The organism is Pseudomonas sp. B14-6 (assembly GCF_013260315.1).
Taxonomy (GTDB): Bacteria; Pseudomonadota; Gammaproteobacteria; order Pseudomonadales; family Pseudomonadaceae; genus Aquipseudomonas; species Aquipseudomonas mandelii.
This window is the reverse complement of record NZ_CP053929.1, coordinates 6,015,469-6,030,450: the sequence shown is the minus strand read 5'-3', so window position 1 is coordinate 6,030,450 and position 14,982 is coordinate 6,015,469. Positions and strand designations below refer to the sequence as shown.

The window sequence follows — 14,982 nt, the reverse complement described above, 5'->3', positions numbered from 1 at the left end:
TCATTGAATTTCAGGCACTTCAGCATCACTTCCGCTTACAGGCAAGATTGTGTTTATCGGACAAATCCTGAAATAACCTGACACCCTGCTTGCGCGCCCTCCTCCTGCTCACTAACGTAGCGCCTTTAATGACGCTACCCCCCCGCAGGAGCTTTGCCATGGCCTCGCCAGCCCTTACACATTTTCTTCCCCGGTTCGGCGTTGCCGCAGCAGTGGCCGGTGTTTTGAGCCTGACCGGTTGTCAGACCTGGAACACCCAGGACACCCTCCCGCCGACCACCGGCGTACAGCCGCTCAAGGGCCTGGCGCAGAACGTTTCGGTGCGCCGCAATGCCATGGGCATGCCGCTGATCGAGAGCAACAGCTTCCACGATGCCCTGTTCGCCCTCGGCTACGTCCACGCCAGCGACCGCATCACGCAAATGGTCACCTTGCGCCTGTTGGCCCAGGGCCGTTTGTCAGAGATGTCCGGTTCGGACCTGCTGGACGCCGACCGCTACATGCGCGCCGTCAATCTGAAGAAAAGCGCGGGCGAGTTGTACAAGGCATCGTCGCCGCGCCTCAAACGCTTCTTCGAAGTCTATGCGCGCGGCGTCAACGCCTACCTGTTCCGTTTCCGCGACAAGCTGCCGGCCGACCTCGCCGCCAGCGGTTACAAGCCTGAATACTGGCAACCGGAAGACTCGGCGCTGATTTTCTGCCTGATGAACTTCAGTCAGTCGGCCAACCTGCCGGAAGAAATCAACGCGCTGATGCTGGCCCAGACCGTCACCACGGACAAACTCGGGTGGCTGACGCCGTCCGCCCCCGACGAAAAACTGCCGCTGGGCGAAGCTGAAAAACTGCAGGGCATCAAGCTCAATGGCGCCATCCCGGGCCTGACGCAAATCAGCAAAGCCACCGCGCAACTGTTCGACCTGAATCTGCTGGGCGCCACCTCGTCGAACAACTGGGCCATCGGCCCGCAACGCAGTCGCAGTGGCAAAAGCCTGCTGGCCAGCGACAGCCATGGGCCTTTGGGTGTGCCGTCGTTGTTCAGCTACGTGCAGATTCGTGCACCGAAGTACCAGGCCTCTGGCGTGACGATTGCCGGTTTGCCCATGGTGCTCGGCGGTTTCAACGGCAAAGTGGCGTGGAGCATGACCTCGGTCATGGGCGACAACCAGGACCTGTTCCTGGAAAAAATCAAACGCCAGGGCAACGGCCTCACCTATGAAGTCGGCGGCAAATGGCAGCCGGCGATCGTGCGCAACGAAACCTACTTCGTCAAAGGCCAGCGGCCGATTCGCGAAGTGGTGTACGAAACCCGCCACGGTCCTTTGCTCAACAGCGCCCAGGGCATGACGCTGGCCAATGGTTTCGGCCTGGCTTTGCAGACGCCGAATTTCACCGACGATAAAACCCTGGACGCGTTTTTCGACCTGTCCCGGGCACAGACCGTCGAGAAAGCCTCGGACGCCAGCCGTGAAATCCGCGCCATCGCCTTGAACCTGGTGTTCGCCGACGCCAGCAACATCGGCTGGCAAGTCACCGGGCGTTACCCGAACCGTCGCGAAGGCGAAGGCCTGCTGCCGTCGCCGGGCTGGGAAGGTCGCTACGATTGGGACGGCTACGCCGACCCGATGCTCCACCCGTATGACCAGGACCCGTCCCAAGGCTGGCTCGGCACCGCCAACCAGCGGGTCATTCCCCATGGCTACGGCATGCAGCTGTCCAATTCCTGGTCGGCTCCGGAGCGTGGCGAACGCCTGGCCGAACTGGCGGGCGTGGGCAAACACGACACGCGTAGCGTGATCGCGATGCAATACGACCAGACCACGACGTTCGCCGCCAAACTGAAAAAAATGTTTGAAGCGCCGGGCATGGCCCAGCCGCTCAAACAAGCCATCGAAGCCCTGCCGGTTGCCGATCGCGGCAAGGCTCGCGAGGCGTACACCCGCTTGATGGCCTTCGACGGCAAACTCAGCCCGACCTCTGCGGATGCGGCGATCTACGAGCTGTTCCTGCAAGAAAGCACCAAACAGATCTTCCTCGACGAACTGGGCCCGGAAAGCAGCCCGGCGTGGAAAGCCTTTATCGCCAACGGCAAGTTGTCCTACGCGGCTCAGGCCGATCACTTGCTGGGCCGTGAAGACAGTCCGTTCTGGGATGACGCACGCACGCCGCAGAAAGAAGACAAGCCAGCAATCCTCGCTCGCAGTCTGGCGGCGGCGATCAGCGCCGGTGACAGTCAATTGGGCGGCGATCACAAAGCCTGGCAGTGGGGCAAGTTGCACCGCTATGAGTGGAAGAATGCCAGCAGCCAGACCGTGCGCGGTCCGCTCGCGGCCGGCGGCGATCACACGACGCTGAACACGGCGGCCTTCACCTGGGGTCAGGACTTCAACACGACGCTGGCGCCAGCCATGCGCTTTATCGTGGACTTCAGCCAGGCAGAACCGCTGATGGGGCAGAACAGCACCGGTCAGTCCGGCAACCCGGCGAGCCCGCACTACCTCGACAGCATTGATCCATGGCTGAAGGGGCAATACATGAGCCTGCCGATGCAACCGCAGAACTTTGACAAGGTGTACGGCAAGACACGGTTGACCCTGACACCCGGCAAGTAACCCCTTTCGCCACTGATCGTTCCCACGCTCTGCGTGGGTATGCCTCTAGGGACGCTCCGCGTCCAGTGACGCGGAGCGTCACGGGCTGCATTCCCACGCGGAGCATGGGAACGATCAGCGCGCGAAAATCGATAGAACTTCTCGCTTCGCGCCAACCTCATAGCTAACAAGCCCCCCCATTTTGGTAACAACATGGATCTTGTTATCGCGCGCCCTGAAGGTTTGTACTGCCCCGCCGGCGATTTCTATATTGACCCGTGGCGGCCGGTCGAGCGTTCGGTCATCACGCACGCGCATGGCGACCATGCCCGCACAGGCAACCAGCATTACCTGGCGGCCGCGCCCGGTGAAGGGATTTTGCGTGCGCGACTGGGCCAGGACATCAGCCTGCAAACCCTGCCCTATGGCGAGCGCTTGCGGCACCACGGCGTCACCCTGAGTTTTCACCCTGCCGGCCACGTCCTCGGCTCCGCCCAGGTGCGCCTTGAATACGGCGGCGAAGTCTGGGTCGCCTCGGGGGATTACAAGATCGAGCCCGACGGCACCTGCGCACCCTTCGAGCCGGTGCGCTGCCACACCTTCATCACCGAGTCGACCTTCGGCCTGCCAATCTATCGCTGGCAACCCCAGGCGCAGATCTTTGACGAGATCAATCAGTGGTGGCAGGCCAATGCCGCCGCCGACAAAACCAGCGTGCTGTTCTGCTATTCCTTCGGCAAGGCCCAGCGCATTCTCCATGGCATTGACGCCAGCCTCGGCCCCATTCTGGTGCATGGCGCGGTGGACCCGCTGAACCGGGTGTACCGCGAGAGCGGCGTTTATATACCGCCGACGATCTACGCTGGCGACGTGCAAAAGAGCGATCCGATGATGCGCAAGGCGCTGGTCATCGCCCCGCCATCGGCTGGCGCCAGCAACTGGATGCGCCGGTTTGGCGACTACAGCGACGGCTTCGCCAGCGGCTGGATGCGATTACGCGGCACGCGGCGCAGACGCGGCGTGGACCGTGGCTTTGTATTGTCCGACCACGCCGACTGGCCCGGCCTGCTCTGGGCCATCGAACAAACCGGCGCCGAACGAGTCATGGTCACCCACGGTTCGGTGGCGGTGCTGGTGCGGCATCTGCGCGAACAGGGCCTTGATGCCATGGGTTTCAGCACCGAATACGGCGACGATGAGGAAGACAACGCGGCCGTCGAAACCGAGCACGCCGAGGTGGCGACATGAAGGCCTTCGCCGAGCTGTATGCCGAACTCGACGCCACCACGTCAAGCAATGCCAAACTGGCCGCGATGCAGGCTTACTTCGCCCAGGCTGCCCCCGAAGATGCGGCGTGGGCGGTGTACTTTTTGTCCGGTGGGCGACCTCGGCAGCTGGTGCCGGTGCGCGTGCTGCGTGAGCTGGCCGTCGAGTTTTCCGGCCTTGAGCCGTGGCTGTTCGAAGAAAGTTATCAGGCGGTTGGCGATCTGGCGGAAACCATTTCGCTGGTCCTGCCTGAAACCCTGCACAGCTCCACCGACGGGCTGGCGGTGTGGATTGAAGACAAGCTGCTGCCCCTGCGTGGCGAATCCCCGGAAGTCCTCGCCGCACGATTGCCCGCACTCTGGGCACAACTGGACCGTCACAGCCTGATGCTTTGCATCAAACTCATTACCGGCAGTTTCCGCGTCGGCGTCTCCAAACTGCTGGTGACGCGAGCCCTGGCAGCCATGGCCGGACTCGACAGCAAACGCGTGGCCCAGCGGCTGGTCGGGTACACCGACCTGTCCAATCGCCCGAACGCCGTCAGTTACCTGAAATTGATCGCGGCCGAATCGCCCGACGAACATGCCCAGCGAGGTGGTCAGCCTTACCCGTTTTTCCTGGCCCATGCCCTGTCACAACCGGTCGAGCAATTCGAAGCCGTGCTCGGCCCGGCCAGCCAGTGGCAGGTGGAATGGAAGTGGGACGGCATCCGCGCCCAAGTGATCAAGCGTGACGGGCGCCTGTGGGTCTGGTCACGCGGCGAAGAACTGGTAACCGAGCGTTTCCCCGAACTCGACAGCCTGTTGCACGGACTGCCTGACGGTACGGTGATCGACGGTGAAATCGTCGCCTGGAAAGCCCCTCGCCCCAACACTGACGATGCCTTCAATCCACAATCGCCGTCCGCTCCGGCGGTGCTGCCCTTCGCACTGTTGCAACAGCGGATCGGCCGCAAAACCCTGGACAGGAAAATTCTCGAAGAAGTGCCGGTGGTGGTCCTCGCCTACGATTTGCTGGAATGGCAAGGCGAGGACTGGCGCAGCCAGCCTCAGGCCAGGCGCCGCGATCAGCTGGATCAACTGATCGCCACCTGCAACAACCCGGTATTACTTCCCTCCCCGGTGCTGACCGGCGAAGACTGGTTCGACCTCGCCAGACAACGTGAGGCCTCCCGCAGCCTCGGTGTCGAGGGCATGATGCTCAAGGCCCGGGATGCGCTGTATGGCGTCGGCCGGACCAAGGATATGGGCGTCTGGTGGAAATGGAAAGTCGACCCCTTCAGCGTCGACGCGGTGTTGATTTATGCGCAGCGCGGCCATGGTCGCCGGGCGAATCTCTACAGTGATTACACCTTCGCGGTCTGGGATGGCCCGCCGGACGCCAGCGAACGCACCCTGGTGCCTTTCGCCAAAGCCTATTCAGGGCTGACCGACGAGGAAATGCGCCAGGTCGACAGCATCGTGCGCAAAACCACGGTGGAGAAGTTCGGGCCGGTGAGCAGTGTGAAACCGAGCCTGGTGTTTGAGCTGGGGTTCGAGGGCATTGCCCTGTCGAAACGCCACAAGAGCGGGATTGCCGTGCGGTTTCCGCGGATGTTGAGGTGGCGGCAGGACAAGTCAGTGGAAGAAGCCGACAACCTCGCAACGCTGCAAGATTTGTTGGGCTGAAAGAACTTTGTGGCGAGGGAACTTGCTCCCGTTCGGCTGCGAAGCCGTCGCAAATTTTCTACAGCGGGACCGCTTCGCGCTCCAGCGGGAGCAAGCTCCCTCGTCACAGGACTTGCGCCTCCATGACCTGATTTGGTGCGGCTATTTTCCGATGCCCGATTCCGTGCACAAATCCCCTATTGCCATTTCTTGTATCACCTTTTAAAACGCTTGTTCGGGACTCTGGTTCGGAAATTGCTACTTTCAATGGGTCTTACGCTTTCCAGTAACAATAATTCTGCGCCACAAGCGCTCATATTGGTTCTTAGGGATTGAAAAATGAAAAAAGCATTGCTGACCCTTTCTGCACTGGCGTTGTGCATGGCTGCTGGCTCCGCCATGGCAAAGGAATACAAAGAACTGCGTTTTGGCGTTGACCCTTCCTATGCTCCGTTCGAATCGAAAGCGGCCGACGGCAGCCTGGTGGGCTTTGACATCGATCTGGGGAACGCGATCTGCGCCGAGCTGAAGGTCAAGTGCAAATGGGTCGAAAGCGATTTCGACGGCATGATTCCGGGCCTCAAGGCCAATAAATTCGACGGTGTGATCTCTTCGATGACCGTCACCCCGGCCCGCGAAAAAGTCATCGACTTCTCCAACGAACTCTTCTCCGGCCCAACCGCCTATGTATTCAAGAAGGGTTCCGGCCTGAGCGAAGACGTCGCTTCTCTGAAAGGCAAGACTGTCGGTTACGAGCAAGGCACCATCCAGGAAGCGTACGCCAAGGCCGTGCTGGACAAGGCCGGCGTGAAGACCCAGGCCTATCAGAACCAGGATCAGGTGTATTCCGACCTGATGTCGGGTCGTCTCGACGCTGCGATCCAGGACATGCTGCAAGCCGAACTGGGCTTCTTGAAGTCGCCAAAGGGCGAAGGCTACGAAGTCAGCAAGCCGGTTGACAGCGAATTGCTGCCGGCCAAAACAGCTATCGGTATCTCTAAAGGTAACAAAGACCTCAAAGAGCTTTTGAATAAAGGTATCAAAGCGTTACACGACGATGGCACCTACGCCACCATTCAGAAGAAACACTTTGGCGATCTGAATCTGTACAGCGGCAAATAATGCCCGGCGCCCATCTTGCGATGGGCGCTTTTTTCACCCGATCAGGTTGCTGATTTATGTTCGAAAACCTATTACAAAACCTGGGGCTCTCAGCCTTCAGCCTCAAGGGCTTCGGTCCGTTGCTGATGGAAGGCACCTGGATGACCATCAAATTATCGGCATTGTCGCTGCTCGTGGCCGTATTGCTCGGCCTGCTCGGCGCCACCGCCAAACTGTCAAAAGTCAAACTGGTGCGGGTTCCAGCCCAGATCTACACCACGCTGATTCGCGGCGTGCCGGACCTGGTGCTGATGCTGCTGATTTTCTACAGCCTGCAAACCTGGCTGACGTCGTTTACCGATTTCATGGAATGGGAATACATCGAGATCAACCCGTTCAGCGCCGGGGTCATCACCCTGGGCTTCATCTATGGCGCGTATTTCACCGAAACCTTCCGCGGGGCGATTCTCGCCGTGCCTCGGGGCCAGGTCGAAGCGGCTACCGCGTATGGCCTCAAACGTGGCCAGCGCTTTCGAATCGTGGTGTTCCCGCAGATGATGCGCTTTGCCCTGCCGGGTATCGGCAACAACTGGATGGTGATGCTCAAGGCCACCGCGCTGGTGTCGATCATCGGCCTCGCCGATTTGGTCAAAGCAGCGCAAGACGCCGGTAAGAGCACCTATCAACTGTTTTACTTCCTGGTGCTTGCCGCGCTGATTTACCTGCTCATCACAAGCGCTTCCAACTTCGTCCTGCGCTGGCTCGAACGCCGCTACGCCGCCGGTTCCCGGGAGGCCGTACGATGATCGAACTCTTGCAGGAATACTGGAAACCCTTCCTTTATACCGACGGCTACAACATCACGGGCCTGGCCATGACCCTGTGGCTGCTGACCGCCTCGATCGTCATCGGTTTCCTGGTGTCGATCCCGCTGTCCATCGCCCGGGTCTCGCCGCACTTCTACATTCGCTGGCCGGTGCAGTTCTACACCTACCTGTTCCGCGGCACACCGCTGTATATCCAGTTGCTGATTTGCTACACCGGCATCTACAGCCTGGCCGCCGTGCGCGCCCAACCGGTACTGGATGCGTTCTTTCGCGATGCGATGAACTGCACGATCCTGGCGTTCGCCCTGAACACCTGCGCCTACACCACGGAGATTTTCGCCGGGGCGATCCGCAGCATGGCCCACGGTGAAGTCGAAGCGGCCAAGGCCTACGGTCTGACAGGCTGGAAGCTGTATGCCTACGTGATCATGCCGTCGGCCCTGCGTCGCTCGTTGCCTTATTACAGCAACGAAGTGATTCTGATGCTGCACTCGACCACCGTGGCGTTCACCGCGACCATCCCGGACATCCTGAAAGTCGCGCGGGACGCCAACTCGGCGACCTTCCTCACCTTCCAGTCGTTCGGCATCGCTGCGCTGATCTACCTGACCGTTACCTTCGCGCTGGTCGGCCTGTTCCGCCTCGCCGAACGCCGATGGCTGGCGTTCCTCGGGCCGACCCACTAGGACCCGCTTTCAGGAATAAAGAGACAAACATGCGCCACCAGATACATGACTTGCTGGCCCCGCTGCCGGGGACCGCTCGACAGATTCACAGTTTCCACTTCGGCCCAACGTCGGCCAAAGGCAAGATCTACATCCAGTCGTCCCTGCATGCCGATGAAATGCCCGGCATGCTGGTGGCCTGGCACCTCAAGCAGCGCCTGGCGGAACTTGAAGCCGCCGGCCGCCTGCGCAGCGAAATCGTGCTGGTGCCGGTGGCGAACCCGGTCGGCCTGGAACAGGTGCTGATGGATGTGCCGCTGGGCCGCTACGAGCTGGAAAGCGGGCAGAACTTCAATCGCTGGTTCGTCGACTTGAGCGAAGCGGTGGGCAACGAAATCGAAGGCCAGCTTGGCGATGAGCCGCAGCGCAACCTCGAGTTGATCCGCGAAAGCCTGCGCAACGCCCTCGCTCGGCAAACCGCCAGTACTCAGCTGCAATCCCAACGCCTGACCCTGCAACGGCTGGCCTGCGATGCGGACGTGGTGCTGGACCTGCATTGCGATTTCGAAGCAGTCGCCCACCTTTACACCACACCCGAAGCCTGGCCGCAGGTCGAGCCGCTGGCCCGTTACATCGGCGCCGAAGCGAGCCTGCTGGCCACCGATTCCGGCGGTCAGTCGTTCGATGAATGTTTCACCCTGCTCTGGTGGCAGTTGAAAGAACGCTTCGGCGAACAGTTCAACATCCCGTTGGGGAGTTTCTCGGTCACCGTCGAGTTGCGCGGCCAGGGCGACGTCAATCATCCTCTGGCCAGTCTCGACTGCCAGGCGCTGATCGACTACCTGATTCACTTCGGCGCCATTGCCGGCGAAGCGGCGCCATTGCCCGAGCTACCCTACCCCGCCACCCCGTTGGCCGGCGTCGAGCCGGTGTCGACACCGGTAGGCGGTCTGCTGGTGTTCACCGCACTGCCGGGGGAATACCTCGAAGCCGGGCAACTGATCGCCGAAATCATCGACCCGATCAACGATCGCGTCACACCCGTTCATTGCACCGCCGCCGGCCTGATGTACGCCCGCTCGCTGCGGCGCATGGCCACTGCCGGCATGGTGATCGCGCACGTCGCGGGCACCGAGGCCTATCGCAGCGGCTACCTACTTTCGCCTTGAGGATGCATGCCCCATGTACAAACTGACCATCGAAGGCCTGCATAAAAGCTATGGCGATCATCATGTGCTCAAAGGCGTGTCACTCAAGGCCAACACCGGCGACGTCATCAGCCTTATCGGCGCCAGCGGCTCGGGCAAAAGCACCTTTCTGCGCTGCATCAACTTTCTCGAACAGCCCAATGACGGCGCCATGACCCTGGACGGCCAGAACATCCGCATGATCAAGGACCGCCACGGCATGCACGTGGCTGACCCCGATGAACTGCAAAAAATCCGCACCCGCCTGGCCATGGTGTTCCAGCACTTCAACCTGTGGAGCCACATGACGGTGCTGGAAAACATCACCATGGCCCCGCGCCGGGTGCTGGGTTGCAGCAAAGAGGAAGCCGAAGACCGCGCGCGGCGTTACCTCGACAAGGTCGGGCTGGCGGCGCGCGTGGCGGATCAATACCCGGCGTTTCTTTCCGGTGGCCAGCAACAACGCGTGGCGATTGCGCGGGCATTGGCCATGGAACCGGAAGTCATGCTGTTCGATGAACCGACCTCGGCGCTCGACCCTGAGCTGGTGGGTGAAGTGCTGCGGGTGATTCAAGGCCTGGCCGAAGAAGGCCGGACCATGATCATGGTGACTCACGAAATGAGCTTCGCCCGCAAGGTGTCGAGCCAGGTGCTGTTTCTGCATCAGGGCCTGGTCGAGGAAGAAGGCGCGCCGGAAGACGTGCTGGGCAACCCGAAGAGCGAGCGGTTGCAGCAGTTCCTGAGCGGCAACCTCAAGTAACACTGCAAAGCCTGTAGGAGCGAAGCTGGCTCGCCAAGGCGGAGTATCAGCCGACATCATCGTTGCCTGACACTCCGCCTTCGCGAGCCAGCTTCGCTCCTACTGGGTTCAGATTCCGATCAGCAGTACTGCGATTAAACTTGTTCACCCACGCCGCGGTCACTGAAAGAAGACTTTCAGAGCGCACACCGCCGGCATGGGATCGTCCACCGACTACGCATCACAATGGTTCAGCGCCCGCGACTGGAAGCCATTCGCCTTTCAGAAGCAAGTGTGGACGGCCGTCAAGCGCGGTGAGTCCGGATTACTGCATGCCAGCACGGGTGCCGGTAAAACCTATGCAGTCTGGTTTGCCGCGCTCAATCGCTACGCCACGTCCATTGCCCCTGTTGAAAAACCTCGCAAACGAAAACCGCTGGCCGAACCGCTGACGGTGCTGTGGATAACCCCCATGCGCGCCTTGGCCGCCGACACCGCTCGCGCCCTTGAAGCACCGCTGCACGACCTGCAGATCCCCTGGAGCGTCGGCCTGCGCACCGGCGACACGAGCAGCAGCGAACGTGCGCGGCAGAGCCGACGCCTGCCCACCACGCTGATCACCACCCCTGAAAGCCTGACCCTGATGCTCGCCCGTGCCGATGCGCAAGCAGCGCTATCGACCTTGCGCATGGTGGTGGTCGACGAATGGCACGAACTGCTCGGCAACAAACGCGGCGTGCAGCTGCAACTGGCCCTCGCCCGTTTGCGTCGATGGAGTACGGACCTGATCGTGTGGGGCGTTTCCGCGACGCTGGGTAATCAGGCCCACGCCGAACAGGTGTTGATCCCACAAGGTGGCGGCATCAGTGTTCAAGGCCAGACGTCCAAGGAACTGCGGGTCGACACGTTGCTACCGCCGGCCATCGAGCGATTTCCCTGGGCCGGCCACATTGGCTTGAAGATGTTGCCGCAAGTCGTCGCCGAAATAGACTCCAGCCCCAGCAGCCTGGTGTTCACCAACACTCGCGCGCAATCCGAGATCTGGTATCAGGCGTTGCTGGAGGCGCGCCCCGATTGGGCCGGGCTGATCGCCTTGCACCACAGCTCACTGTCGCGAGACACCCGCGACTGGGTCGAGCGAGCGCTGAAGGAAGGCCAGCTCAAAGCAGTGGTCTGTACCTCAAGCCTGGACCTGGGGGTGGATTTCCTGCCGGTGGAACGGGTGCTGCAAATCGGCTCGGCCAAAGGTGTGGCGCGCCTGATGCAGCGGGCCGGGCGTTCCGGTCATGCGCCGGGGCGAGTGTCACGGGTGACGTTGGTGCCGACCCACAGCCTGGAGCTGATCGAAGCGGCGGCGGCTCAAGATGCCGTGGCGCAACGCAGCATCGAGCCCCGGGAGTCGCCGCACAAACCGCTGGATGTGCTGGTTCAACACCTGGTGAGCATGGCGCTGGGCGGTGGGTTTGTTCCCGACGAATTGTATGAAGAAGTCCGTAGAACCTGGGCTTATCAAGACCTGACGGCGGCGGATTGGACTTGGGCGCTGGCGTTTGTACGCCATGGCGGGCTTTCCCTGACAGCCTATCCGGATTATCGCCGGGTCGAGCCTGACGAGTTTGGCGTCTGGCGTGTACCCGATGCGCGGCTGGCGCGGCGACATCGCATGAGCATCGGCACCATCGTCAGCGATGCGAGCATTCAGCTGAAGTTCTGGAGCAAGGGCGGCGGCGGCAAGCAGTTGGGCAGTGTCGAGGAAGGTTTTATTGCGCGACTGAAGCCGGGCGACGGTTTCCTGTTCGCGGGGCGCTTGCTGGAGTTGGTGCGGGTGGAAAACATGACCGCTTATGTCAAACGCAGCACCGCGAAAAAAGCCGCGGTGCCGCGCTGGAATGGCGGGCGGATGCCCCTTTCCAACGAACTGGCGCAGGCGGTGGTCGCGCGTTTCAGTGCAGCGGAGCAAGGCGAGTTCATCGGCCCGGAGATGCGGGCTCTGCGGCCGCTGCTGGAGGTGCAGCGACGCTGGTCCGGGTTGCCGACCTCGAACTCGTTGCTGGCCGAAGCACTGAAATCCCGCGAAGGCTGGCACCTGTTCCTGTACCCCTTTGCCGGGCGTCAGGTGCATCTGGGCCTGGCGAGTTTGCTGGCGTGGCGGGTCAGCCAGCAGCAGGCGGTGACGTTTTCCATCGCGGTCAATGATTACGGGCTGGAGTTACTCAGCGCCACCTCTGTGGATTGGTCGCAGGTGTTGAACCCAGGCCTGTTGAGCGCCGAGCACTTGTTGAACGATGTCCTCGCGAGCTTGAATGCCGGCGAACTCGCGCTTCGCCGCTTTCGGGAAATCGCCCGAATTGCCGGACTGGTGTTTGCCGGCTACCCCGGCGCACCGAAAAGCACACGGCAGGTTCAAGCCTCCAGCGGACTGTTCTTCGAGGTGTTCAAGCAGTACGACGCGGGGAATCTATTGCTGGCGCAGGCCGGGGAAGAAGTCCTACGGGAAGAACTGGATATTCATCGTCTGGAACAGACGTTGGCGCGTATCAATCGCCTGAAACTGGACCTGCATCAGATCAAACGTCCTACGCCGCTGGGGTTTCCCCTGTTGGTTGAACGCATGCGGGAAAGCATGAGCTCGGAAAAACTCGCGGACCGTATCCGTCGCATGGTCACCGACCTTGAGAAAACCGCCGAAACCGGGAAAACCTGATGAGTACGCCCTATCCCGTGAGTCTGGCCGGTGAAGAACTGTGGCTGCTGCCGGAAAAAGCCATTTACTGGCCGGCGCAACAAGCCCTGCTGATCGCCGATGTGCATTTTGGCAAAGCGGCGGCGTATCGCAGCCTTGGCCAGCCGGTGCCCCATGGCACCACCGCCAGCAATGTCGCGGTGCTGGACGGAATGTTGGCCGCCCTACCCTGCCGTCAGCTGATTTTCCTTGGGGATTTTCTGCACGGGCCCGGCTCCCATGCTTGCGGCACGTTAAGCGCCCTGGCTGAGTGGCGAGCGCGGCACCCGGATCTGCCAATGACGCTGATCCGCGGCAACCACGACAAACGCGCCGGGGACCCGCCGGCTTCGTTAAACATACGCGTAGTGCCCGAACCGTTGTTGCTCGGACCGTTCGCCTTGCAGCATGAGCCCGATCCGCATCCGCACCGGCATGTACTCGCCGGGCATGTGCATCCGGTTTATCGGCTGAACGGCAAAGGTCGGCAACGTTTGCGCCTGGCGTGTTTCAGATTGGGCGAGGACATCAGCCTGCTCCCGGCCTTCGGCGCGTTTACCGGCGGCTATCAGATCGAACGGGACGACAGCTGCAGGATCTTTGTCATCGGCGACAACGAAATATGGCCAGTCAGCGCGTAGGAGCGAAGCTTGCTCGCGAAGGCGGTGTGTCAGATAAGGATGATGTTGTCTGACACAACGCCTTCGTCGGAACTCCGTCCAAAGCAAGCTTCGCCCCTGCAGGTAATAGCAATCAGGCTACGGGCGCGGGAGGTGGCTCATCCGGCAGGGTAGGCTCGCCGGGCTCGGTAGGCTGCTCGTTCGGGGTATCAGGATCAGGCTGGCCGGGGATGCCCCCTGCCATGCTGATGGCTGGATGTGCCAACAAGGACCAGGCCAGGACGCCAATCTGATTGGGCTCAAGCCTTGCCAGTTCGGCACTTATTCGCGGATCGATCTTCATAAAGCACTCCTGAGCGATGGCCCCGTCCGCTGTACGCGAACCGGGCAGTACACCCAATAGAGTGTCTACCCGCTCAAGAATTCCCGCGACCTGCCAGATGAATGGATCAGGTGCGTGGCAAGGTGACGCCGCGTTGGCCCTGATACTTGCCGCCACGGTCCTTATAGGACACTTCGCACTCTTCGTCGGATTCAAGGAACAGCATCTGCGCCACGCCTTCGTTGGCATAGATTTTCGCAGGCAGGTTGGTTGTGTTCGAGAATTCCAGGGTCACGTGCCCCTCCCACTCTGGCTCAAGCGGGGTGACGTTGACGATGATGCCGCAGCGGGCGTAGGTGCTTTTGCCCAGGCAGATGGTCAATACGTTGCGCGGAATACGGAAGTATTCGACGGTGCTGGCCAAGGCGAAAGAGTTCGGCGGGATGATGCAGACGTCGCTATGGATGTCGACGAAGCTGCCGGCATCGAAATTTTTCGGGTCGACAATGGCCGAATTAATATTGGTGAACACCTTGAAATGACTAGTGCAACGAACGTCGTAACCGTAACTCGACACGCCGTAGGAGATCACACGGTTATCGTCGCTGCCGCGCACCTGGCGCTCGACGAACGGCTCGATCATGCCGTGTTCCTGCGCCATGCGGCGAATCCACTTGTCCGATTTGATGCTCATGGCGGGTGTCCTGAATAGCGAGGTGGAAAAATTCTGTCCGGCATCTTACCGGGCGCGCGCTCCGGGTTCAAAGTCCGGGGCATAATTCTCGCCGATCCCCTGTGATATCTGGGCCTTCGCCGTAAATTGGCGGACCGTCAGTCATGAAATCAGAGAAACCTTCACCGGAAGCATTGGCACGTTCCGGAAAAAGGGTTAAGGTGGCGCCACTGTGCTGCTTGTGTCACTGAGAATCTCTACACGATATGTTGAATTTCGATCCAACCATCTACAAGAATTTTTCCTGCTCTTTGCACTCAGTCTCGGCCAGGGTTCTTCCTGCGTCGCAGTTATCTTTGTTCAAGGAGTTACACCATGTCTAATCGCCAAACTGGTACCGTTAAGTGGTTCAACGATGAAAAAGGCTTCGGCTTCATCACTCCACAATCCGGTGACGACCTGTTCGTTCACTTCAAAGCTATCCAATCCGACGGCTTCAAAAGCCTGAAAGAAGGCCAACAGGTTTCTTTCATCGCTACCCGCGGTCAGAAAGGCATGCAAGCTGAAGAAGTTCAAGTTATCTAACTTGTACTTGCTTTAGTAAAAGGCCCCGCCCTCAAAAGCGG

At 60.6% G+C, this 14,982-nt stretch carries 13 protein-coding genes; 11 read left to right on the top strand and 2 right to left on the bottom strand.

What is annotated here, in order from left to right; all coding sequences use genetic code 11:
• Window positions 1–158: 158 nt before the first annotated feature.
• The 10 genes from HP062_RS27495 to pdeM all read left to right on the top strand — a co-directional run bounded on the left by HP062_RS27495 (window position 159) and on the right by pdeM (window position 13,382).
• Window positions 159–2,609, top strand: coding sequence for a penicillin acylase family protein (locus HP062_RS27495; protein ID WP_172792348.1), 2,451 nt, complete (start codon window positions 159–161; stop codon window positions 2,607–2,609).
• A gap of 192 nt (window positions 2,610–2,801) precedes the next feature.
• Entirely contained in the window at window positions 2,802–3,836 is a 1,035-nt protein-coding gene (locus HP062_RS27490) for a ligase-associated DNA damage response exonuclease (protein WP_154912954.1), read from the top strand.
• Entirely contained in the window at window positions 3,833–5,521 is a 1,689-nt protein-coding gene (locus tag HP062_RS27485; RefSeq protein ID WP_172792347.1) for an ATP-dependent DNA ligase, read from the top strand. The genes HP062_RS27490 and HP062_RS27485 overlap by 4 nt, the downstream gene beginning before the upstream one ends.
• Window positions 5,522–5,839: 318 nt before the next feature.
• Entirely contained in the window at window positions 5,840–6,622 is a 783-nt protein-coding gene (locus HP062_RS27480; protein WP_010462646.1) for a transporter substrate-binding domain-containing protein, read from the top strand.
• 56 nt (window positions 6,623–6,678) lie between these two features.
• Complete coding sequence (locus HP062_RS27475; RefSeq protein ID WP_077750284.1) at window positions 6,679–7,407, top strand: ABC transporter permease; 729 nt, start codon at window positions 6,679–6,681, stop codon at window positions 7,405–7,407.
• Window positions 7,404–8,114: an ABC transporter permease gene (locus HP062_RS27470; protein WP_077750283.1), complete on the top strand. Its 711-nt coding sequence runs from the start codon at window positions 7,404–7,406 to the stop codon at window positions 8,112–8,114. The genes HP062_RS27475 and HP062_RS27470 overlap by 4 nt, the downstream gene beginning before the upstream one ends.
• Before the next feature lie 29 nt (window positions 8,115–8,143).
• On the top strand, window positions 8,144–9,262 hold the full coding sequence (locus HP062_RS27465; RefSeq protein WP_154912956.1) for a succinylglutamate desuccinylase/aspartoacylase family protein: 1,119 nt from the start codon (window positions 8,144–8,146) through the stop codon (window positions 9,260–9,262).
• 13 nt (window positions 9,263–9,275) lie between these two features.
• The gene (locus HP062_RS27460; RefSeq protein WP_010462652.1) at window positions 9,276–10,040 is read left to right on the top strand and encodes an ABC transporter ATP-binding protein; all 765 of its coding nucleotides are present in this window, start codon (window positions 9,276–9,278) and stop codon (window positions 10,038–10,040) included.
• A 196-nt stretch (window positions 10,041–10,236) separates the two neighbouring features.
• Window positions 10,237–12,723 (top strand): ligase-associated DNA damage response DEXH box helicase, encoded by a 2,487-nt coding sequence (locus tag HP062_RS27455; RefSeq protein ID WP_172792346.1) that lies wholly within the window; start codon window positions 10,237–10,239, stop codon window positions 12,721–12,723.
• Complete coding sequence (gene pdeM / locus HP062_RS27450; RefSeq protein WP_172792345.1) at window positions 12,723–13,382, top strand: ligase-associated DNA damage response endonuclease PdeM; 660 nt, start codon at window positions 12,723–12,725, stop codon at window positions 13,380–13,382. Before HP062_RS27455 ends, pdeM begins: the two co-directional genes overlap by 1 nt.
• Window positions 13,383–13,494: 112 nt before the next feature.
• On the opposite strand, the gene HP062_RS27445 is transcribed toward pdeM, so the two are convergent.
• Together HP062_RS27445 and dcd are read right to left on the bottom strand one after the other, a co-directional pair.
• Complete coding sequence (locus HP062_RS27445; protein WP_010462659.1) at window positions 13,495–13,704, bottom strand: hypothetical protein; 210 nt, start codon at window positions 13,702–13,704, stop codon at window positions 13,495–13,497.
• Window positions 13,705–13,810: 106 nt separating this feature from the next.
• Window positions 13,811–14,377: a dCTP deaminase gene (gene dcd, locus HP062_RS27440; RefSeq protein WP_010462661.1), complete on the bottom strand. Its 567-nt coding sequence runs from the start codon at window positions 14,375–14,377 to the stop codon at window positions 13,811–13,813.
• Between the two features lie 354 nt (window positions 14,378–14,731).
• Here dcd and HP062_RS27435 point away from each other — a divergent pair, with 354 nt between their 5' ends.
• Window positions 14,732–14,941: a cold-shock protein gene (locus HP062_RS27435; protein ID WP_002554837.1), complete on the top strand. Its 210-nt coding sequence runs from the start codon at window positions 14,732–14,734 to the stop codon at window positions 14,939–14,941.
• The last annotated feature ends 41 nt before the right edge of the window (window positions 14,942–14,982 follow it).